At 48.9% G+C, this 21,707-nt stretch carries 16 protein-coding genes; 2 read left to right on the forward strand and 14 right to left on the reverse strand.

The window, feature by feature from the left end; all coding sequences use genetic code 11:
- Position 1 precedes the first annotated feature (1 nt).
- Complete coding sequence (locus tag ACY2RR_RS00510) at positions 2-1,204, forward strand: Wzz/FepE/Etk N-terminal domain-containing protein (RefSeq protein WP_490106169.1); 1,203 nt, start codon at positions 2-4, stop codon at positions 1,202-1,204.
- 79 nt (positions 1,205-1,283) lie between these two features.
- Here ACY2RR_RS00510 and hslU read toward each other — a convergent pair whose 3' ends face one another.
- The 7 genes from hslU to trpE all read right to left on the reverse strand — a co-directional run bounded on the left by hslU (position 1,284) and on the right by trpE (position 8,270).
- Positions 1,284-2,621 carry an ATP-dependent protease ATPase subunit HslU gene (hslU, locus tag ACY2RR_RS00515; protein WP_490106170.1) on the reverse strand — a complete coding sequence of 446 codons (1,338 nt, stop codon included), beginning with the start codon at positions 2,619-2,621 and terminating at the stop codon, positions 1,284-1,286.
- Between the two features lie 41 nt (positions 2,622-2,662).
- On the reverse strand, positions 2,663-3,205 hold the full coding sequence (hslV, locus tag ACY2RR_RS00520; protein ID WP_281646070.1) for an ATP-dependent protease subunit HslV: 543 nt from the start codon (positions 3,203-3,205) through the stop codon (positions 2,663-2,665).
- A 153-nt stretch (positions 3,206-3,358) separates the two neighbouring features.
- Positions 3,359-4,168, reverse strand: coding sequence for an indole-3-glycerol phosphate synthase TrpC (gene trpC / locus ACY2RR_RS00525; protein ID WP_490106171.1), 810 nt, complete (start codon positions 4,166-4,168; stop codon positions 3,359-3,361).
- 23 nt (positions 4,169-4,191) lie between these two features.
- Complete coding sequence (trpD, locus tag ACY2RR_RS00530; protein ID WP_490106172.1) at positions 4,192-5,229, reverse strand: anthranilate phosphoribosyltransferase; 1,038 nt, start codon at positions 5,227-5,229, stop codon at positions 4,192-4,194.
- A gap of 41 nt (positions 5,230-5,270) precedes the next feature.
- Positions 5,271-5,867, reverse strand: a complete 597-nt coding sequence (locus tag ACY2RR_RS00535; protein ID WP_490106173.1) for an anthranilate synthase component II — start codon at positions 5,865-5,867, stop codon at positions 5,271-5,273.
- Positions 5,867-6,745, reverse strand: coding sequence for an ion transporter (locus ACY2RR_RS00540; RefSeq protein WP_490106174.1), 879 nt, complete (start codon positions 6,743-6,745; stop codon positions 5,867-5,869). Before ACY2RR_RS00540 ends, ACY2RR_RS00535 begins: the two co-directional genes overlap by 1 nt.
- A gap of 52 nt (positions 6,746-6,797) precedes the next feature.
- Positions 6,798-8,270, reverse strand: coding sequence for an anthranilate synthase component I (trpE, locus tag ACY2RR_RS00545; RefSeq protein ID WP_490106175.1), 1,473 nt, complete (start codon positions 8,268-8,270; stop codon positions 6,798-6,800).
- A 767-nt stretch (positions 8,271-9,037) separates the two neighbouring features.
- On the opposite strand from trpE, the gene ACY2RR_RS00550 reads away from it, so the two are divergent.
- The gene (locus ACY2RR_RS00550; protein ID WP_490106176.1) at positions 9,038-10,069 is read left to right on the forward strand and encodes a PTS sugar transporter subunit IIC; all 1,032 of its coding nucleotides are present in this window, start codon (positions 9,038-9,040) and stop codon (positions 10,067-10,069) included.
- A gap of 45 nt (positions 10,070-10,114) precedes the next feature.
- Here ACY2RR_RS00550 and ACY2RR_RS00555 read toward each other — a convergent pair whose 3' ends face one another.
- From ACY2RR_RS00555 to ACY2RR_RS00585, 7 genes are all read right to left on the reverse strand, one after another.
- Positions 10,115-10,681, reverse strand: coding sequence for a GNAT family N-acetyltransferase (locus ACY2RR_RS00555; protein WP_490106177.1), 567 nt, complete (start codon positions 10,679-10,681; stop codon positions 10,115-10,117).
- A gap of 8 nt (positions 10,682-10,689) precedes the next feature.
- A complete protein-coding gene (locus ACY2RR_RS00560) occupies positions 10,690-11,214 on the reverse strand; it encodes a hypothetical protein (protein ID WP_490106178.1) in 525 nt (174 codons plus the stop codon).
- Positions 11,186-12,694, reverse strand: coding sequence for a TolC family protein (locus tag ACY2RR_RS00565; RefSeq protein WP_490106179.1), 1,509 nt, complete (start codon positions 12,692-12,694; stop codon positions 11,186-11,188). Before ACY2RR_RS00565 ends, ACY2RR_RS00560 begins: the two co-directional genes overlap by 29 nt.
- 2 nt (positions 12,695-12,696) lie before the next feature.
- Positions 12,697-14,064, reverse strand: coding sequence for an HlyD family type I secretion periplasmic adaptor subunit (locus tag ACY2RR_RS00570; RefSeq protein ID WP_490106180.1), 1,368 nt, complete (start codon positions 14,062-14,064; stop codon positions 12,697-12,699).
- Positions 14,057-16,237 (reverse strand): peptidase domain-containing ABC transporter, encoded by a 2,181-nt coding sequence (locus ACY2RR_RS00575; protein WP_490106181.1) that lies wholly within the window; start codon positions 16,235-16,237, stop codon positions 14,057-14,059. The genes ACY2RR_RS00570 and ACY2RR_RS00575 overlap by 8 nt, the downstream gene beginning before the upstream one ends.
- 5 nt (positions 16,238-16,242) lie before the next feature.
- Positions 16,243-16,518 (reverse strand): hypothetical protein, encoded by a 276-nt coding sequence (locus ACY2RR_RS00580; protein WP_490106182.1) that lies wholly within the window; start codon positions 16,516-16,518, stop codon positions 16,243-16,245.
- A 126-nt stretch (positions 16,519-16,644) separates the two neighbouring features.
- Positions 16,645-21,378, reverse strand: a complete 4,734-nt coding sequence (locus tag ACY2RR_RS00585; protein ID WP_490106183.1) for a beta strand repeat-containing protein — start codon at positions 21,376-21,378, stop codon at positions 16,645-16,647.
- Positions 21,379-21,707: the final 329 nt, after the last annotated feature.

Genomic DNA, 21,707 nt, shown 5'->3' on the forward strand with positions numbered 1-21,707 from the left:
GATGATGAGCGGTTTCAGTTATCACCAAGCATTAGAAAACACTGAAGAAATCGATTTGTTTGATCTTGTAGAAAAACTATGGAATAGAAAGCTCCTAATAACCCTTATCACAGGAGTTTTTACTCTGGGAGCTTTAGCCCTAGCCCTACACTTGCCTCCAACCTGGCAAAGTGAAACTCGTGTTTATATGAGCTCCAATGCTGACCTGGCACAAATAAACAGCGTCAAACAGCAAATAAATACCTCCGAAGAGTTCATACCAGTCTCTACGGAAGAGGCGTTTAATCTTTACTATCGTTACCTAACCTCTCGCTCTACTTTGCGCTCTGTTTTTCATAGCAGTGGGCTTGCCCAAAAATCATTATCAACAGACGAAAATCCAAACACTATCAAAAATTTGGAAAGCGCGTTCAACGGGTTTACCAATAATTTGCATATCAGAAAATCAAGCTCCAGCGACTCAGCTACTTTTCTTACTATCAAATTTAACTCAAAAGACCCACAGTTTGCAGCTGAACTGATCAATGACTACTTGATCCCTATCGCCAAACAGAAAACTATTGCCAGTCTCTCTCAAGACTTAAAATTATACGTTGAACATTACATAACCAGTATCGACAACCAAATTTCTCTTGAAGAAAAATCGTTTATTGAAAAAAGCCGCTTGAAGCAACTTCAACTGAGGGATGCCCTTGCCCTTGCGAAGTCCGGCGAGATTGTTAAGCCACAAACGCTTACTTCTCTTCATAGCAGCAGCCTGAATTCTTCCAGCAGCGACACCTTATTCTTGCTTGGTTCTGATATCCTTTCTACTCAATTGGAGATTCAGAAAGACGAGTTGAGAAATTACAGGATTATCAGTCAACCAACCATTAACAACCAAGATAATCCCTTGCTACCATCTGTTGCCCCTTTGCTATTAAAAAAACAAGTCATCAGCCAACTTTCCACCGATTTATCTACAATTAACCCTGTTACAGTTGATGAACCAGCTTCAGTGCCAACAACCCCAATCAAGCCTAAAAAGAAGCTTATCATAGCCTTAGGAGTTGTTCTGGGTGGAATGCTGGGGGTGTTTATAGCCCTGATTCAGATTGCTATTGCCAACCGCAAGGAAAAACTTTCTCGTCACGCAGTTGTTGGCACTATGCAACCAACAGCTGATACCACATTCAATCAGTTACAACCAGAAAACCTGAAATAATCTTTCTTATTCAGATATAAAAAATCCCCAGCATGAAAACATGCTGGGGATTTTTGTGGATCCAGAATATGAGGATTCGTTAAAGAATATAACGACTCAAATCTTCATCCTGAACCAAATCACCCAGGTACTTAATGACATAGTCACCATCAATACAAACCTTCTCACCAGCAGAAGCCATATCAGCAGCGGCAAAGGAAATTTCCTCCAGCAAACGCTCCAGAACAGTATGCAAACGGCGAGCGCCAATGTTTTCAGTGCTTTCGTTTACCTGCCAGGCAACTTCAGCGATCTTGGTCAAGCCACTCTTGTCAAAAGCAATATCCAAACCTTCAGTCTGCATCAGTGCTTTGTACTGCAAAGTCAGAGAAGCATCTGGCTCAGTCAGAATACGTTCGAAGTCCTGAACACTCAGTGCCTTCAACTCAACACGAATTGGCAAACGGCCCTGCAATTCAGGAATGAGGTCAGAAGGTTTGGACAGGTGGAAAGCACCAGAAGCGATAAACAGGATATGATCAGTTTTGATCATGCCGTATTTGGTGTTTACTGTGCAGCCTTCAATCAATGGCAACAAATCGCGCTGCACACCTTCACGGGACACTTCACCGCTACCACCACCGCCAGCGCGCTTGGCAACCTTGTCTATCTCGTCGAGGAAAACAATACCGTTCTGCTCAACAGCCTGAACGGCTTTAACTTTCAGCTCTTCTTCATTCACCAGCTTGCTGGCTTCTTCATCCTGCACCAGCTTAAAGGCATCTTTTACCTTCAGCTTGCGAGACTGTTTTTTGCCAGTGTTCATGTTGGAGAACATGCTTTGCAGTTGGTTAGTCATTTCCTCCATACCTGGAGGCGCCATAATCTCTACGCCCATCTTGGCTTCCTGAACGTCAATCTCGATTTCTTTATCATCGAGCTGACCTTCACGGAGTTTCTTGCGGAAGATCTGGCGGGTACCACTTTCTTCCTTAGGCTGGCTATCTTCAGAGAAGCTGCGAGCAGGAGGCAACAGAGCATCCAGAATACGATCTTCTGCCGCATCCAGAGCACGGTGCTTAACCTTTTCCATTTCCTGTTCGCGCATCATCTTGATGGCTGCATCCATCAGATCGCGAACAATGGATTCCACATCACGGCCAACATAACCAACTTCAGTAAATTTGGTTGCTTCAACCTTGATGAAAGGTGCGTTGGCCAAACGAGCCAAACGACGAGCGACCTCTGTTTTACCCACACCGGTAGGGCCGATCATCAGAATATTTTTAGGGCTGATTTCATTGCGCAGATCAGCATCGACCTGCATTCTCCGCCAGCGATTACGCAGGGCAATAGCAACTGCGCGCTTGGCTTCATCCTGGCCGATAATATGTTTGTCCAGCTCATGGACAATTTCGCGGGGAGTCATGTTTGACATAGTTTTAACTTCTGCTCAGGCATTCAAGAGAGGCGCAGCGATTACTCGCAGTCCAGCTCTTCAATAGTTCGGGAGTGGTTGGTGTAAACACAGATGTCGCCAGCAATATTGAGACTTTTCTCTACAATCTCCAGAGCAGGCATATCGGTGTTCTGATTCAGAGCAATCGCCGCAGAACGGGCAAAATTACTACCAGAGCCAATAGCAAGAATGCCATCAACAGGCTCCATCACATCGCCATTACCAGTAATAATCAGTGAGGCTTTGCTATCTGCCACAATCAACATGGCTTCCAGACGCTGCAGAGTACGATCGGTACGCCACTCTTTCGCCAGCTCTACAGCAGAGCGAACCAGTTGGCCCTGATGCTTTTCCAGTTGAGCTTCAAAACGCTCAAACAAAGTGAAAGCGTCAGCCGTACCGCCTGCAAAACCAGCAATCACCTTGCCGTTGTACAAACGGCGAACTTTGCGGGCATTCCCTTTAATTACGGTATCACCCAGGGAAACCTGGCCATCACCACCAATTACAACTTTTCCACCCCGGCGAACCGACAGGATGGTTGTGCCTCTGAACTGTTCCAAGAGAAACTCCTGCAAATGCATCTATGCACTGAGATATGGGGAAAGTATGGCGGGAATTCAAGGGAAGAGAGGAAAAATCCTTCTATTGTGGAAAGAATAGGTTGGGTTACGAAGCTTCGCTTCTAACCCAACCTACGGTACACCAACAATTAGTTACAACCACTCACCAAACAAACGGGAAAGCTCATCACCCGGCTCATCGGCCCGCATAAAGGCTTCGCCCACCAGAAAAGCACCAACATTGTGTTTAAACATGGCGGCAATATCTTCTCGGGTGTGAATGCCGCTCTCTGTCACCACCAAACGATCATCTGGAATACTTTCCAACAAGGAATAAGTGGTATCCAGAGTCACATCAAACGTATGCAGATTACGGTTATTAATCCCCAGCAGTTTATTGTCCAGCTTCAGGGTTCGCTCCAGCTCTTCGGCATTGTGCACTTCAATCAGCACATCCATACCCAGTTCACCCGCAAGAGCATTGAGCTCAGCTATAGTCTGATCATCAAGAGACGCAGCTATCAACAAAATGCAGTCCGCCCCCAAAGCCCGCGCTTCATAGACCTGATAAGGGGAAACAATAAAGTCCTTGCGAATCACAGGCAGGTTACAGGCGCTTCGTGCTTCCACCAGATAATCTTCATGCCCTTGGAAAAAGTCTCGATCAGTTAATACTGACAAACAGGCAGCACCTGCTTTTTCATAGCTGCGAGCGATCTCAGCAGGATGAAAATCTTCCCGAATCACGCCTTTACTGGGAGAAGCCTTTTTGATCTCAGCAATAATACCCGCCTGACCAGCTTCGACTCTTGAGGCAATTGCCCTTACAAAACCACGGGGCTTGTCTGCTGCCAGAGCCTTTTCTTTCAGCTTGGCCAATGGCACCCGTTCAGAGCGTTCAGAAATCTCTTCCCATTTGCGGGCAATAATTTTTTTCAGAACGGTTGGTGTATCCGGTGTCATATCAGTTACTCCCTGCCGTTTGTTTAGTCTTGTTTATATACGCTGGTGAAATCAGCCAGTTCTTTCATCTTTTCGAGAGCTAGGCCGCTGGAAATAGCATCCTGAGCCATTGCCACACCTTCTTTTAAGGAGCTGGCAACATTTGCCGTATAAATTGCTGCACCAGCATTCAGCGCAATCACATCAGCAGCTTTACGAGCGTACTTGCCTTCCCGCTTTCCTAATGCGTCTTTGATCAATGCAAGAGACTCTGCGGGACTATTTACTTCCAACCCAACCAAGCTCTGACTGTCTATTCCCAGATCTTCTGGCTTGATGTGATATTCAGTGACCTCACCATCTTTAAGCTCAGCAACAAGTGTTTCGCTGGCGAGGCTTATTTCATCCAACCCATCAATTGCATGAACAACCAGTACATGGTTATTGCCAAGTTGCTTGAGAACCTCTGCCATTGGACGACACAGTTCACCAGTAAATACGCCAATCAAGAGATTAGGAACACCAGCCGGATTGGTCATAGGCCCAAGAATATTCATAAAGGTACGAATACCCAGCTCTTTACGAGGGCCAACAGCATGCTTCATCGCCGCATGATGATTCGGCGCAAACATAAAACCAATACCAACTTCTTCTACAGCACGGGCAACCTGCTCAGATGTCAGGTTCAAATTTACTCCCGCCTGCATCAACACGTTCGCACTGCCAGAGCTGCTGGAAACAGCCTGGTTACCATGCTTCGCTACAGAGACCCCTGCAGCAGCAGCGACAAAAGACGACGCTGTTGAAACGTTAAACAGGTTAGCGCCATCACCACCAGTTCCAACAATATCAACAAGATTGTCAGCATTCACTTTAACCTTGGTCGCCAGCTCACGCATTACCGTAGCCGCACCGGCAATTTCATCAATGCTTTCACTCTTCATGCGCAAGGCGGTAAGGAAGGCACCAATCTGTGCCTGAGTTGCACCACCGGTCATGATCTGGCGCATGACTGCTTCCATCTCATCAAAACTGAGATCAAGGTGCTGAACTGCACGGCCAATCGCTTCTTTAATATCCATAGTCGTTCTCTCTATTCTGGTATCTGGTGGCTTTGGCCGTATTAATTAGTTCGCTTCAGGCTGCTTTTCAAAAAATTGGCCAGCAAGTCATGACCAAAATCAGTCATGATGGATTCTGGATGAAACTGAACGCCTTCAACTGCCAGCTCTTTATGGCGTAACCCCATAATCTCATCCATGGAACCATCTTCATTCTGGGTCCAGGCAGTAATTTCCAGACAATCTGGCAACGTCTCTTTATCAACAACCAAAGAGTGGTATCGGGTACAGGTAAAAGGGTTATCAACCCCTTCAAACACGCCCACACCTTTATGGTAAACAGGTGAAAGTTTGCCATGCATAACTTGACGGGCACGAATAACATCACCACCAAATACCTGCCCCAGACTCTGGTGCCCCAGGCAAATCCCAAGCAGAGGAATCTTTCCGGCGAAATGGCGAATAGTTTCCATGGAAACACCCGCCTCATTTGGGGTACATGGCCCCGGAGAAACCACAATATGATCCGGCTTCTTGGCTTCTATCTCAGCAACAGTGATTTCATCATTTCTGTATACCTGAACATCAGCGCCAAGCTCACCCAGATATTGCACGACGTTGTAAGTAAAGCTGTCGTAGTTATCGATCATCAAAAGCATTAATCGTCTCTCCGCTCAGAAGCTGTGCCTTGATTGAGAAGAGAGCTGTGTTCCAGCTGTCGCTGCAGGCGGATTAAAGTGTCCTGCGTAGACTTCAGCTCCTGCAGGATTTCGCTGCGGGAAGGTTCCCGACACAACTCCTGCAAACGCTCAGCTTTGGCTTCTTCAAGATTATTCAGCACAACGGCAATAAATAAATTAATAACGACAAACGTGCCGCAAACCACAAAACTCACATAGTAGATCCACGCCATGGGATAGAATTCCATCGACGCGTACATAACATCCGTCCAGTCTTCCAGAGTCACGATCCGGAACAGGGTTAACAGAGAAATTCCTAAGTTGCGCCAATGTTCAGGATCAACGTCACTGAACAGGTGGTATCCGGCCACTGCATAGATGTAAAAAATCACCATCATCAGCAACACGACATGCCCCATACTGGGAATGGAGCGAATCAGGGTTGAAATAATCAGCCTCAGTTCAGGAAACGCTGAAACCAACCTTAAAACCCGTAACAACCGAGCCAGCCGGGCCAGAGTGGCCATAGGCCCAATAGCGGGCACCAGACTCATAACTGTTATTGTGAAATCGAAGCAGTTCCAGCCATCGCCAAAATAGCGGCCAAATCTGGGAGCAACCGCAAAGATTTTCAAACTGGCTTCCAGAACAAATACACCAACTACCAGTTTGTTAACCAACTCAAACCAGCTGCCATAGTTCGCAACCAGCTCTTGGCTGGTTTCCAAACCAATGACAATGCCGTTCACAACAATCAGGCCAATAATCAGATTGCTGAACCAGGCTCCCTCCACAAAAGCCTGTATTCGCTGCCGCAATGTCTGCTTTGAACCCGTCCCCGACACGCTTTCGCTCACCCCTCTGTACTCCCTGCTAATAACTTCTGTTTATTCTTATGAACTTTATTGGTTAGAGGCCATCTCTTGCCATATCAACAGCACTGAAGATTGCCCGACCTTTATTTAATGTTTCTTTCCACTCCATTTCTGGAATGGAGTCTGCCACCACACCAGCACCGGCCTGAATATTCAGCTGGCCGTCTTTAATCACAGCTGTACGAATAGCGATCGCTGTATCCATATTGCCATTCCAGGAGAGATAGCCCACGGCTCCACCGTAAATGCCACGTTTTACCGGTTCCAGCTCATCGATAATTTCCATAGCCCGAACCTTCGGGGCACCGCTTAGAGTTCCGGCAGGTAAGGTAGCCCGCAGAACATCCATTGCGCTCAACCCTTCTTTTAACTGCCCGGTCACGTTAGAAACGATATGCATAACGTGGGAATAGCGTTCTACAACCATTTTATCGGTCAGATTTACTGAACCAGTTTTAGCAACACGGCCAACATCATTACGCCCCAGATCAATCAACATCAGATGCTCGGCAATTTCTTTTGGATCAGCCAGTAATTCTTTTTCCAGCTCAAGATCACGTTCAACCGTTGCCCCACGTTTGCGGGTTCCGGCAATAGGACGAACGGCTACTTCACCATGTTCAAGACGTGCCAGAATTTCTGGCGATGAACCCACCACATGAAAATCACGCAGGTTCAGGTAATACATATAAGGAGAAGGGTTCAGGCAACGCAGGGCTCGGTAAAGGTTAAGCGGATGTTCATCGTAAGGCAGGGTCATACGCTGGGATGGCACCACCTGCATCACATCCCCAGCCAGAATGTAATCTTTAACCTTATCGACTGCAGCCTTATAAGCATCTGCGCCCCATAAAGAGGTGAAGTTTTCCTCAGCCCGATCGCTCTTGCCATCGCCAGAAGGCAGATAGGCTCGCTTGTTCTTCAGTGCCTGCAAACGTGCATCAATAGCCGCTTCCGCACGTACCAGCGCATCGTCTTCTGAAGGGTCAACATGAGTGATAAACACAACCTTGCCGGTCAGGTTGTCAAACACTACCAAGTCATCCATCACCATCAGCAGAATATCGGGGGTTCCCAAAACATCTTTGGGCTGACTGTTGGCAAGGCGTGGTTCTATATAGCGAACAGTGTCGTAAGCAAAGTAACCAACCAGGCCACCATTGAAGCGAGGCAGATCCGGTAAGTCAGGAACCTTGAACTGTTCCATAAAGGTTTCGATTTCTGCCAGCGGGTCTTTTACCTGTCGCTGCTCAACAATCTGGCCATCGGTTTCCAGAGCCCACTCGTGGCCGGTAACTTTCAAAACAGTCCGGCTACCAAGGCCGATAAACGAGTAGCGCCCCCACTTTTCTCCGCCTTCAACAGACTCGAGCAGGCAGGAGTAGTCGTTATCCGCCAGTTTCAGGTAAGTTGAAAGTGGGGTATCAAAGTCAGCCAGCACCTCACGGGTGACAGGTATACGGTTATAACCCTGGCTGGCCAGTGTCTGAAAATGTTCAGGCGTCATGGCAGGCAATCCCTGTAACGTAAATTTTTATCGAAAGAAGAGTGTGGACTATGAAAAACAGTACCGCTTTACATCGATAAGGAAGCATAAGCGGAAAAAAGCGTTCAGGCGCAGGTACGCCATCGCCAGGAGGTAGGGGCAACGATCAAGATCGGATTGTAAGTAGTCAGATTGCTCACTGGCCACTCCGTTCTCGTAAGTAATGCATCTGGGAAGATGCGATAGCATAAACACGTATAAGTCTTCGCATACTATAAAAGGCTGCGAACAATAGCAATAACAGAATTTTTCTTGTGTCTGCCCAAAGACCGGCTTTGCCTCAAACCCACAAGAGATAATTTTGGCTACAAAAACACCCATTCCAAACATTCAAGCAAAATCAACATTTGTAACTCTCGATAACTTTATCAATATTTTAGTCATCAAAATGAATACTCTGGTTAAATTAATAAAACTTTAGAGGATATATTTTTTCTTTTTTAGTTAATTTAATTGCTCTAACTCAATTTTAATATTCCTCAGTTACCAATAATTAACCACTCAAATATTGAGCAATCTAAGAATAACGGCTCATTCCTTAACCTGGCGGTTGGTTGAACAGCAACAAAAGAAAATGCTGATAACCGGAGTGGATCTTCAGATCAGGTTTGGGCTTTAACAGCCATACATGTGACACGTACCGAGAGCACATATTGTTCTCACGTCTATAGCTGAGCATCGTTCAGTCATACGTTGTCGCCTGTAACAACGAGAATAGTGAAGATCCTATGGAACTGTTGAAAGGTGTTACTCTCCTCCTCGCTGCTTTAACGGCTTTTTCCCTGTTTAGCCGCTATGCGCCCAAAGGTAGCAAAGCAATGGGTGGCCTTGCCTCCGCCGCTGTTGCAAGCTTTCTGGTGGAAGCTGTTCATGCTTACATTTCTGGTGACTTTCTTGGCATAGCACTACTCAAAGAAACTGGCTTGGCGGCTGGTTCTATGGGCGGCCCAGCTGCGGCTGCGCTTGTTGCCCTGGCACTTGGTGCAAATCCTGTTTTTGCTTTAGTTGCAGCAATAGCCACAAAAGGCACAGGCATTCTGGCCGGATTTATTGCCGGTTACATTTGCTACTTTATTGCCGAAATTATTGAACGACACCTGCCTGAAGGAATAGATGTTATTGCCGGTGCCCTGATTCTGGCTCCCTGCGCCTACATTCTTTCCAACACCTCCGGCCCATTAGTTGACAATGTCATGAACATTATTGGGGCTGCCATTACCGAAGCTACCAGCGCCTCCCCTTATGTGATGGGCTTTTTGCTGGGCGGGCTGATTAAGATGATCTGCACCTCACCGCTCAGTTCTATGGCGCTTACAGCTATTCTCGGGCTGACCGGGCTGCCAATGGGGATCGCAGCAATTGCTTGCGTAGGTGGCTCCTTCACCAATGGCATGATTATGAAGAGACTGAAGCTTGGTGATAACAACAAAGTCGTTGCGATTATGCTCGAACCTTTAACTCAGGCAGATATTGTTACCCGCAATGCTTTTAAAGTGTATTCCTGTAACTTCTTTGGCGGGGCACTATCCGGCGTTGTTGCTGTGTATTTCAACATTATAAATAATGCTCCAGGCACAGCAGCCCCAATCCCAGGCCTGCTGGCCCCATTTGCTTTCAATGAAGCTAGCTCTGTATTGATGGCTGTAGCGGGTGCCGCCATTTGTGGGGTTATTGCCGGTTATATTGGAACCAGCATCCACCTGAAAGTTGACAAACTGCGTTCCGAAAAAGCCTCTCAAGCTAAAGCAGTGCCTGCTTAACATTCTGGATTAGCAAGCACCACTGACACATTCCGGTGGTGCTTGCTATATCGCCAAAGAGAACGACTCTAGGTTTTTTGCTTTATCCCAAGCTTGGTCATTTTCAAGCAAGGAGTACATAAAGAAATCCACCCACTGACCATCAAATGGCGTCAATGCTGGCAAGACACCCTCTTTGCGAAAACCTATGGCTTCCACATAACGACACATAAATGGGTGCTCGGTTTGAATAAGAGCCTCAATACGGTGCAGCCCCAGCTCTTCATATCCAAACTTCATAGCCATAACCCCAACTTCATAGAGCAGACCTTCCCCCCAAAAACCCGGCAAAACATCAACAAGGAGCTGTGCACTGTTGTTCTGCCAATTAATATTCTGCAAAGCAAAACGACCAACTGCCTCGCGCAAGGCTTTGTCATAAATCATCCAGAAAATTGCTGAACGAGCTTGAAAACGAGCCTCCATTTCATGCAGAACTTCCTGGGCTTCAACAATATCTGACAAAGGAGTCATAGGATGAAGGTCTACGACGAGAGGGTCACCGAGTAGTGTCAAAAGAAACTCATCATCTTTGTCAACGGGTAGACGTAATACATACCTGTCCGATTCCATATGCCACATCAGGCTGCTACCTCTCTGCTGCAGTAGTAATCAACATCTCTGAACTCAGAATCTGACAAGCGCCAGTAATCCCTTAATCGTGCAGTTTTAGAAAAGCCAGACTCAAGGCAGACTTTGTGATGCAAATCTGACTGACCATCCACCACATGCATTACAAAAGTTTCTACGTTCCAGTTTTTCTTCAACCATTGCGTAGCAATATTCAGTGATTCAACACGTGCTGATATCGAACATCGCTCACCAGCATCAAGGCGAAGAGTTCCACGATAAATCTCGGGCTGCCACTCATAGAAGTGGAGCACTCCAACAAGCTCGTCGCACACTTCAACTCCCCAAATGCAGCCTGCATGTTGCCGGAAAACAGCGTCACTCAATCTTAAAAGTTGATCAGCCTGACGTGGCTCTGTTATACCCGGCCGCCCTGGCAAATCCTGCTGTTTGCTGATAGCGATAATCGAATCTATGTCATGATTGGAAAGCGCTCTTAAACAACCATTACTCAATGGAACTCGCGGCAGATTCATCACTGGCTGCATACTCCTTGAAATTCTTATTTTTATTGTGCTCAAGCTGCGGTAGGCGCAGTTGGTGGGTCTCATTGGTTAGAAGAGAGGAAAGAGGTGACTCAAGGCTTGATTCTGTTAAATGCCCCCAAGATACGTTCAACTGGTCCCGGCCAAGAGCTGCTAGAAGATTCTGATAACCAGCTACTAGTTCAATGTAGGCATCAGACTCATTTACTCCTGCCAAAATAGCTGCCACACCAGACGACAATCGCCCAACATCATCACCCAACTCAAGTGCACTGCGCTGTTGCCATAATTGAAAAACGTGTTGCTCAGCATCAGCTACCAGTTGAGACTGTAGATACTGGCTTTGACTATCAGGCAACTCCAATGCTGCCAGTTGTACCTGCTTCATCACTGCAAGTGCCATGGCATCGCGCTGACGCTCATGCCAATGCTGTCTTATCTTTGCTGAGTTGATGCGGCTGGGAACCTGCACGGCCTGCAGCAAATCAAAAGTGACACTGCCACCTATTTCTCGCCAGCGATTATTAGCCAGATTCTCAGAGTCATCCCGCTGATAGCTCCAGAACAAACCAGGATTGGGAAGCCATCGCCAGCGAGCCAAGTCAACGTCCAGATCATAATTACGCCACTGATAGTCAGCCTGATTGAGTTCAGCCCGGGCACGCAATGCCTGCTGCTGCAAAGCTTCGAGGTTAAGTTCCTCAGGAATAGCCAACTCAACGGCAATCTGTTCTATTTGAAGCAGGGATTCATCCAGAAGCAGAAGACTGGCCAGTTCCATTCTTGCCTGCTTCGCAGACAAAATAATGTTATGCAACTGCTGCTGATCCAATATGATGTCGCGCTGATATCTGGCTATTGTCAGAGGGTCATGCAAACCATTGCTTTGTTCTGTTTCAAGACGCTTGAGCATTTGTTCCAGCTCAGCCAGCATATCTTCAGACTTAACCTGATACTGCCCCAGAAGCTGAGCCCTTAAGTAAGCCAGGCGCAATTCATTGACCATATTATTCACAGTCAACCGCAAAGCTTCACGCTCACTGTAGAGATCATTAAGACTTTGCTGGGCACGCAGATAACCTTCGGCAAAATCCAGTACCGACCATGTCAGGGACAAACTGGACGTCGTTCGCTCTTTACCTTCGCGGTTAATCGTGTTGGTACGATTGGGAGGACTGTTTCTATGGGTGTAGCGGCCACTGAGAGGTAGCGACGGTAATAACTCCCAGTAACTTTCATTTAAACGTGTATGTGCCACCAGCGCCTGATACCGGGCAACTTCAACATCAAGATTCAATGCCAGCATACGCTCTAAAGCCGCTCTCGGCGTGAGAACATCAGGTGAAGGCATAGCCAATAGTTTTTCTAAACGCTGCTGCCGCGCTTCAATAACAGCTTGCTCAAGAGGTTGCTGAGTCAGTGTCGTACAACCACTCAAAGCAACCAGCATCAGAATACATAAACATCTCATATTTACGGCTCCCGAAAGCCTTCTTCCAGAGCCCGATGCACGGGATAAATCAAATAACTCAAGATGGAACGACTGCCAGTGGCGATATCAGCCTCAAGGGTCATACCCGGTAATAAGCGGAAGCTTTCAGGCTCGCCACGCAAGCGACCACTGACATCGATTTTGGCACTGTAGCCGTAAGCTTTGGGATCATCTGGCAAAGCAACCGCATCCGGGCTAATCCACTCCAGCGATCCATCAAGAGAGCCATAACGGGTAAAAGGCAGAGTATCCAGCTTGATCTGTACAGGCCGGTCAATTTCCACACGGGCAATGTCATTAGGCGAGATATATACCTGCGCCTGAAGTGGTTGGTCAGATGCAGCCAGAGTTAATAAAGTCTGGCCTTTCTGTACCACAGCTCCCGGCGCCCGGTTCAAGCTTTCCAATACCACGCCAGCAAAAGGCGCCTTGAGCTCAACCACCTGCTGCGCCTGTTGATACTTACGAATCTGGGCAACAGCCTGCGCATAGGCTCTGGATGCCTGATTAAATTCACTGGTCAGTTGGACCTGACGTTCGGAACGATACTGCGCTTCACGCACAGAGTTATCCGCCAGCTGAGCCTGGGTCTGGCCAATGGCGGCCTCCATTTGCGCCAAAGCTCTTTGCTGTTTTAAAAACTCTGCCCGGGTTTGCAGATAGTCGACGCGTCGCGGCCCCTGTTTCTGATAGCGCTCCTGCTCTTTTTCGTAACGCTCTGACTTTATGGCATCCAGGTCTTTGAGTGCAGCGACTTCCTGCTCAAGAATCAGTTTCTGCTGCCGCTGATCACTCAACTGGCTGTTGAGCTGATTGCGCTCAGAGACCAAAGCCGCTACCCGAGTCTTGTGGGCTTCCTGCCTTGATAAAAACAATTGCGTTGCCAATCGATGAAAGACTTCATCATCAGCAAAGCGCTCTGTCTGCTCGTTTTTAATCTCCGCTTCCAGTCGCTTGGCCGTCGCCTGACTATCCCACAACGAAAGCTGAGCCGATTGCAGATCTGCAGCACTGACGGTGCTATCCAGTATTAGCAGTGTGTCGCCTTTCTCAACGGTTTGCCCGGCATCAGCCAGCCACTCACGCACCAGGCCATCACTAATCGGCTGAATAACCGCCGGAGGCTGCTTGGAAACCAGCTTCCCTCTCACAGCCACCTGGGTCTGCACCTGTGACAGTGCTGCCCAAAGTAAAAGCACCACCAGAAACAGCACCAGCCCCCAACCCGCAAGCTGAAGCATTTTTCCAGGAACACGTTGCTGCTCCTGTCTGTACACAGCCTGATAGTTTTGCCAGTTAATATCGTCGTTTGCATCTGCAGCGATAAATCGAGCAAGCCACTTATTCACAAGCCACCTCCTCTTTCGCCACAGGCAAAGCGCCTACACTTTCCTGCCAGAGTTGTTGGTAAATTGGGTTACTGCTGAGCAGCTGCTGGTGAGTACCCACTGCTACCAACTGCCCCTGGTGCATAACCAGCACCTGATCCATATAAGCCATGGATGGCAGGCGGTGAGAGACATGAACAAAGGTACGCTGACCAGCAATAGCATTCAGGTTGCGCCAGAGATGCATCTCGCTTTGTGCATCCAAAGCACTCATAGCCTCATCCAGAGCCAGTATCTTTGGATTGGACAACAGCGCACGCGCCAGAACCAAACGCTGCTTCTGGCCGGTTGAAAGATTGGCACCACCCTCATCAACAGATGAGTCATAGCCCAGCGGCATAGCTTCGACAAAGGAATGAGCACCCACTAGCCGGCATGCTTCAATAACCTGCTCATGAGATGCGGCTGGGGCCGCCATGGTCAGGTTCTCCAGCACAGTGCCGGAAAACAGCTGATCATCATGAAAGACACCACTCACCTGGGAGCGCAGATAGGTCAGGTCAAACTCACTCAGGTTATAACCATCGATCCGCACCAAACCTGAATGTGGTTTTAACAGCCCCAACATCAGCCGTAGCAATGTGCTTTTGCCCGCACCGCTGGTTCCTACAATGCCGACCTTCATACCAGGTTCGATACGCAGGTTAATGTTGTTCAGCAGAGCAGGCTGTTCGGGGTCGTGTTGGAAACTGACTTTCTGCAGTTCAATACGTCCAGTCAGTTCGGGAGTGATACCGCCCTTTCGCAGACTTTCCGGCTCATGATTAAGTACCTTACCCAGCATCTGCGCACCAACGGCCGTCTCCTGATATTTACTCATCAGGGTTGCCAGTTGTACCAGCGGCCCACTGATGCGCCCGGCCAGAATATTAAAGGCGATCAACACTCCTAGAGTGAGTGCGCCATCCAGCACCAGCTGTGCGCCCCACCAGATAATGCACAACTGCATCAGGCGCTGCAGGAATCCTGTGGCTTCGCCCATCAGAGAAGTCAGAGTGCCAATCTTTTTGTTCAACAACATCTGTCGCACACTGGCGCTCAACCAGCGTTCGGATTGACGCCTTTCCAGAGACAATGTTTTCAGGGTTTCTATTCCATGCACGCTTTCAATCAAATGCGACTGACGCTCAACTTCGACCTGATACAACTGACTGACATGCTTTCGATAAGCGCGCACGCTAAGCCAGGCACAACCACCAATCGCCACACCAAACATCAACACCATAATGGTCAGCGGCACGCTGAATAACAGCAGCACGGGCACCAGCACTACAATGGCCAGGGTTTCCAACAGTGTGAACAGCAGGCTGCCGGTCATAAACTGGCGAATATTATCGGCGTCCTGCAATTGCTTGATCAGCTGCCCGGAACGGGCTTTATGGAAAAAAGGCAGCGGAAGGTTTAACAGACTGGTGATGGCTCGTTCGGCCAGCGTTATATCCAGCCGTCCGGCTGCATGAAGTATAAGTTGCTGGCGAATCAGCCCCAGCAACCCATGAAAAACCAAAGCAATAATCGCGGCGATAAATAGTAGGTGCAGTGTGGCATAACCTTGAGAGCCCACCACCTTGTCAAACACCACCATGGTGAACACCGGAATAACAAAACCCAGTAAATGCAGAATCAGTGAATAACTAAAGACCTGGGTGATAACAGCTTTTTGTCCGGTCAGCTGATTCCATAACCAGCGCAGACTGAACGGTTGTGGTGGCTCCAGTGTTTGCAGTAAAGGTTTAACCAGAATGATCTGCTGCTGCCAGGCATCACAGAAGTTGGATTCACTGACTTCCATTAAACCCGCTTTACCCGCCAGCGGATCACTGATTAAAGCTTGCAACTCTCCAGCTTTATTCTGCCGAAAACCGCTGAGTACCACATAGTTACCGTTCTTCAGCGGCACCATAACCGGTAAAGCCGTACCAAGTTGTGGAAGCTCCTTCCAGCTTGTTTCCACTTGTTGAGCTTGCAGGCCTTGTTGCTTAGCTACGTGAATAACATCAGTCGCCGCCCAGGTACTGGAGAGACTGTTAAGCTGCCCTGGTGATAACTGAATATGGTGATAACGAGCCAGTATCACCAGGCTCTGAATAGCCGAGTGATACTGTCCATTCTGCTGACTGCCTGTTACTGCCATAAAACTCAGGCTTCAGCAGAGGCGAAATTTGGAGAGGAATTTTCTGTTGAGGGCTGTTTCTGGGTGACAACCTTGCGTTCTTTCAGCTCAGTCATCAGCTTGTCGACACTCTGATGTGTACGCAGGAAGCCTTCCAGGGACATCACCAGCGAACCTGCAGGTACACGCTTTTCCGTACTTCCACTCTCTGGATCAGGAACATACCGGAACAGTTCAAGGCGAACATTACCGCCGATGACACCAACAGATTCCACACCATCAAAGTAGATATTCTCAGACATACAGCTAACCCTTTTTGTATTTATTGTTGGGCTTTTATTATCAAGCTTTATTGTTTTGAAAATATGACCGATACCCATTTTTCCAACGCATATCGGCCATATATTCGGTTTATGCCTTACACCATATTAAGCGACAGCTGCAGTCAGCTGTTCACTACTCTGGGTAAAGGCATCGTAGAGTGCATCAGACACACCGGTCAGGCCATTGTCGTTAAGTGCAGCCAGCAGCTGGTCATCCAGCGTGACACTGCCCTCATCAATAGTTGCCAGGGTTTCACGAACACCATTCTCAAGGGCTTCTGACCAATCGAACTCGTAAGCGTTGAAGTCGTTAACCGACTGATCACTCCAGTAGGATTGCAGTTCACTGAAGCCAATACTCAGATCACCCGCCACAATCAGATCCTCAGCACCAAAGCCACTGAGATTCACCTGACCGTAGGACTGACCACCCACTACAATATCCAGCTCACTGCTGTCACCTGAAGTATTCAACACCAGATTGTCGACATTAAGAGCGAAATCAAAGTTGCTGCCGATATTCAGGTTCAGAGTATCCGTACCAGAGGTATCGTTAATGGAGAACACACCGCTGTCCAAGTAGTAGGAGTAGGTATCGTTACCTTCACCACCATCAGCAGAGGAGGTGCCAAAGCCCGCCACAAAAGTATCGTTACCCAAACCACCGGTGTAGCTGAGCGTGCCATCGAAGTTGATCAGGTTAGCGATATTTTCGATATGGCTTTCACCATTCTCTGCCAGCACGGTGTTCAAACCGGATGTCAGCAGGAACAGGTCATCATTCAGACCCGAGCTGGATACCAGATCCAGTGCGCCCCAGCCAAAACCGATAAAGATATCGTCACCAGCACCACCATCGTTGCTGCCAGTCAGGCCAAAGTTGAACAGCAGGTCATTACCTTCGCCACCTTCAACCTCTGCTCCCAGACCAACGTTGATGATAAAGTCGTTACCGGCTTCACCTTTGAAGCTGTTACCTACGCCTAGAGCGATACCGATATCATTACCAGCACCCAGGGTGAAGATATTGGCCACACCAGCACCGGCCACAAGGTCATTACCTTCGCCACCCGATACCGTGTTACCCAGACCGGCAGCATAGAGGCCGTCATGACCACTGCCACCGGTGATGTTATTCACAGCACCAACGGCAATAGCAACATCGTTATCAGCACCAGCGTCCAGTGTGTTGGAAGCACCAACAGCTACCAGCCAGTCGTCACCGGAACCGGCGTTGAAGTTATTGGTCGCACCAATGCCCAGCATCATGTCGTGGCCAGCACCACCGATAAGGTTGTTGCTGACACCCAAAGCAATCAGGGTGTCATTACCCGCAGAGTCCAGACCAGCATCCAGGTTGTTCTTATTACCAGCGGCAACCAGAACATCATTACCTTCAGCACCGGTCAGGTTATTTTCGTTACCGATAGCCAGAGCCACATCATCGCCGGCGCCACCACGTACATGGTTCGTTGCACCTACGGCAACCAGAACATCGTTACCTTCGTTACCCAACAGGTAGTTGGTCTCACCAGCAGCAAACCCAACGTCGTTGCCTTCGCCAGTGCGCAGCACGTTGCTCTGACCAATGGTGATACCGATATCATCACCGCCATCCATACCCAGATGGTTTTCCTGACCGATTACAATCGCACCATCATCACCGCCACCGGTGAACACGCCATTGAAGCGACCAGCCGCCAGCACCAGATCACCATTGTTCTGCAACAGGTCAAAGCTGTGACCAAGATCTGGCAGACGGGTTGACCAGTCGATACCGGCAACATTAGGAATTTCCACATCGGGAATATCAATGCTCTGGGGAGGCAGAGTCAGCTCTTCAGAGCTTGCATAGTTCGCAGGATCAAACTCTGGCGTAGACAAATCAGGAATGGTGAAATCTGGTACCTGATGACCAAAGAACTCCCGACCACTGATCTTCTCACCCAGCTTGGAAGAGAAACCAGACAGATCAAAGCTGTTGATATGAAAAGCAGGAACTGTCAGCTCTGGCAAAGTAAACGACGGCAGATCAAGAGTCGTAGTCGTACCAGCCTGGGCCTGAACTGGGCCATTCTCCGTACCTGGGTCAGTTGGTTCCTGCGGAGCTTCAAACACACTGTAATCAATGGATGGCTTAGCCACTGTCAGATTCACACCGGTGGTGTGCTCATCAGTAACGCCATCTGCACTGATATTGAAGCTTCCGTTCTGGAATACATTCAGGTCCAGCGCATCCAGAATTGAAGCCAGTCCGCCAGCACCAAAGTTAGACAGGGCTTCTGTAGTAGACGTCTCACTGTCAAAGAAGCTCTTGAAAGTATCACCCAGGTCAGGCGCACCACTGGTAGAACCCAGCCCCAAGCTGAAGCTGTAATCAATATCAGCAGAGACATTGTTGAACTGCAGGTGTGCATCAGAGAACTTCGGCACAGTCAGCGACGGTACAGTAATGCCCGGCAGTTGTAGCTCAGGAGAGCTCAGGGTCGGCAGTGCAATGCTTGGCAGCCCATAGCTTGCAAGTGTGCCGTACTGATAGTTCACATCCGTTCCCTTCATCGCGGGAATGGATGGCAGGTTATGGTTGAACTGCGGCAGAGTCAGGGTATTGAAGCTCCAGTCAGGAACATCCGGATTGGAGAACTCCAACTCAGGCAGAACTGCAGCCATCTCACCGTGCAAATCAACACCCAGAGAGCCACTGAGAGTCAGACCAATACTTTCTGCCAGAGTCTGGGCAAAGCCCTCGCCGGAACTACCCTGCACCAGAGTACTGTTGCCACCACCAACACCATCAATACTGCCGGAAGCTGTAACCGCACCTGCTGCCGTTACAGTGACAGAACCGCTGGCACCATACTGGCCGAACAGAGGCAGATCCAAAGCATCAATGGTGAAATCATTGTCGGCCAGAACAATATTGTTCTCACCCACAGAGAAGATGATGTCGGAACCGGAACCAGCTGCTGTTACATTGTGCTGGCCAATAACGGCAATCTTGTCATCACCGGAACCGGTAAGTGCCAGATTGTACTGACCGCCAACCAGCGCCGTATCATCACCAGCTTCGGTCATCAGGATATTGGCCTGACCACCAATCACGAAAGAGTCATCACCATAACCGGTGTTAACTACGTTAACCTGACCTGCAACAAGGCCAGTGTCATTGCCACCACCAGTATGAACAATATTGGCCTGACCACCAGCGATCACATTATCGCGACCATCTGCGGTAGAAACGATATTGGCCTGCCCCATGGCAATAGCAAAGTCGTTGCCACTACCTGCCAGCTGCAGGTTACCCTGACCCAAAGCGAGCAGTGAGTTATCACCGTCACCAGCCAGCTGCAGGTTGACCTGTCCAGCCGCTACCATGGTGTCATTACCCGCGCCAGCGTACTGCAGGTTGCCTTGGCCAAACGCAGCCGTGGTGTTATCACCATCGCCAGCAATAATGGCGTTTACAGCACCAGCCGCAGCAATAAAGTCATCACCACTGCCAGTCTGGACAAGGTTACCCGCCCCTGCGGCTGCAACCAGGTTATCACCGCCACCGGCCGCAATAATGTTGGCTCCACCGGCTACAGCCACAAAGTCATCGCCTCCGGCAGACACCATCAAGTTTCCGGCACCGGCAGCAAAGAAGGTGTTATCACCATCTCCCGCCAGGAAGATATTGCCACCACCGGCTGCCATCACTTCATCATTACCATTGCCACCCCAAACGGCATTACCACCGCCCAGAGCAAATACCTGGTTATCACCGTCACCGGCGATCACAGCGTTCACGCCACCTGCTACAGCAATAGAATCATTTCCTGACCCTGCCTGTACGAAGTTTCCACCCGCCAGGGCATTAATGGTGTTATCACCATTGCCGGCAATGATGATATTTCCAAGGCCAGCTGCATTGATGGCATCAGAGCCGCTGCCAGTCGCAACAAAGTTTCCGCCACCAGCAACATTCACATCGTTGTTGCCATTACCGGCCAGTACAATATTCACACCGCCGGCCGCATTCACATTGTTATGGCCATTGCCCAAGGTGACGGCATTACCACCACCAGCAACGTTGACGTTGTTATCACCATGACCGGCCATAACAACGTTGGCACCACCCAGCGCATTGATGGTGTTGTCACCATGGCCAACCAGAGCCACATTGGCGAGACCTAACAGATCAACACTGTTATTACCGTCTGCAGCCTGAACAACGTTGGCTCCACCGGCTGCATCAATATTGTTGTTGCCCCAGCCAGCACCAATAACATTACCGCCACCAACAACATCAACCCGGTCGTTACCACCACCCAGTTGAATATTGTTGCCACCTGCCACACTGGTGACCGTGTTGTGACCACTGTAATCCTTGATATTGGCGTAGCCGGCAATGGCTTTGATGGTATCGTTACCAGAACCACCATCAACCTTGGCATATAGTCCCGCAGCATTAATGGTGTCGTTACCGCTACCACCGGTTACGTTGGCGTAGGCGCCACCACCAGTGAGGGTATCGTTACCACTGCCACCATCAACACGGGCACGCAAACCATAGCCGGCAAGGTTATCGTTACCGTTGCCGCCCCACAGTTCCGCATTGGCACCATAGGCTCGACCGTAGTCATTACCATCTTCGCCATAAATACGAGCGTCGGCCGCATAGGCTTTCATGGTGTCGTTGCCGGTACCGCCCCAGATTTTAGCTCCAATACCACGCCCAATCAGGGTGTCATGGCCGCCATATCCGTAAAGCTGGGCGTGCAGATGGGTGAGATCTTTGTAGTCGTTACCATCTCCACCATGCCATTTGCCGGTGAAGAATGTTTTTACAGCACTCATAAACCTGTCCTCCCTTGGGGATGAACTTCAGTTTTGTGGATGTACGAGTACTGCCAGGGAACAGAAAAGCCCTTAACTCTTAAAGTCATGAAAAGACGTACCTGGAGTAATGTTTTTTATTGTTGTCTGGTTCTACCTTGAACCTTTACGACTCCGTATACGATCACGATAGTCTATTGAGATGACAAAAATATCAACAGAAGGTTAAAAAACGATCAACCTTTTGTGACACAGCTCATCTCTAATATCGCCACACCAGTTTCAAGAGAACCCAGTGATACCAAGAGTTATACACACAAAGAACAAGTGGCACAATGGTACCACTTGGA

It is taken from the genome of Parendozoicomonas sp. 2304DJ65-17 (assembly GCF_058148445.1).

What these genes read in the sequence shown, in the direction of transcription:
- ACY2RR_RS00510 (WP_490106169.1), top strand. Translation starts at nt 2, where the DNA reads ATGATGAGCGGTTTCAGTTATCACCAAGCATTAGAAAACACTGAAGAA.
- hslU (WP_490106170.1), bottom strand. Translation starts at nt 2,621, where the DNA reads ATGTCAAACATGACTCCCCGCGAAATTGTCCATGAGCTGGACAAACAT.
- trpC (WP_490106171.1), bottom strand. Translation starts at nt 4,168, where the DNA reads ATGACACCGGATACACCAACCGTTCTGAAAAAAATTATTGCCCGCAAA.
- trpD (WP_490106172.1), bottom strand. Translation starts at nt 5,229, where the DNA reads ATGGATATTAAAGAAGCGATTGGCCGTGCAGTTCAGCACCTTGATCTC.
- ACY2RR_RS00535 (WP_490106173.1), bottom strand. Translation starts at nt 5,867, where the DNA reads ATGCTTTTGATGATCGATAACTACGACAGCTTTACTTACAACGTCGTG.
- trpE (WP_490106175.1), bottom strand. Translation starts at nt 8,270, where the DNA reads ATGACGCCTGAACATTTTCAGACACTGGCCAGCCAGGGTTATAACCGT.
- ACY2RR_RS00550 (WP_490106176.1), top strand. Translation starts at nt 9,038, where the DNA reads ATGGAACTGTTGAAAGGTGTTACTCTCCTCCTCGCTGCTTTAACGGCT.
- ACY2RR_RS00555 (WP_490106177.1), bottom strand. Translation starts at nt 10,681, where the DNA reads ATGGAATCGGACAGGTATGTATTACGTCTACCCGTTGACAAAGATGAT.
- ACY2RR_RS00560 (WP_490106178.1), bottom strand. Translation starts at nt 11,214, where the DNA reads ATGAATCTGCCGCGAGTTCCATTGAGTAATGGTTGTTTAAGAGCGCTT.
- ACY2RR_RS00565 (WP_490106179.1), bottom strand. Translation starts at nt 12,694, where the DNA reads ATGAGATGTTTATGTATTCTGATGCTGGTTGCTTTGAGTGGTTGTACG.
- ACY2RR_RS00575 (WP_490106181.1), bottom strand. Translation starts at nt 16,237, where the DNA reads ATGGCAGTAACAGGCAGTCAGCAGAATGGACAGTATCACTCGGCTATT.
- ACY2RR_RS00580 (WP_490106182.1), bottom strand. Translation starts at nt 16,518, where the DNA reads ATGTCTGAGAATATCTACTTTGATGGTGTGGAATCTGTTGGTGTCATC.
- ACY2RR_RS00585 (WP_490106183.1), bottom strand. Translation starts at nt 21,378, where the DNA reads ATGAGTGCTGTAAAAACATTCTTCACCGGCAAATGGCATGGTGGAGAT.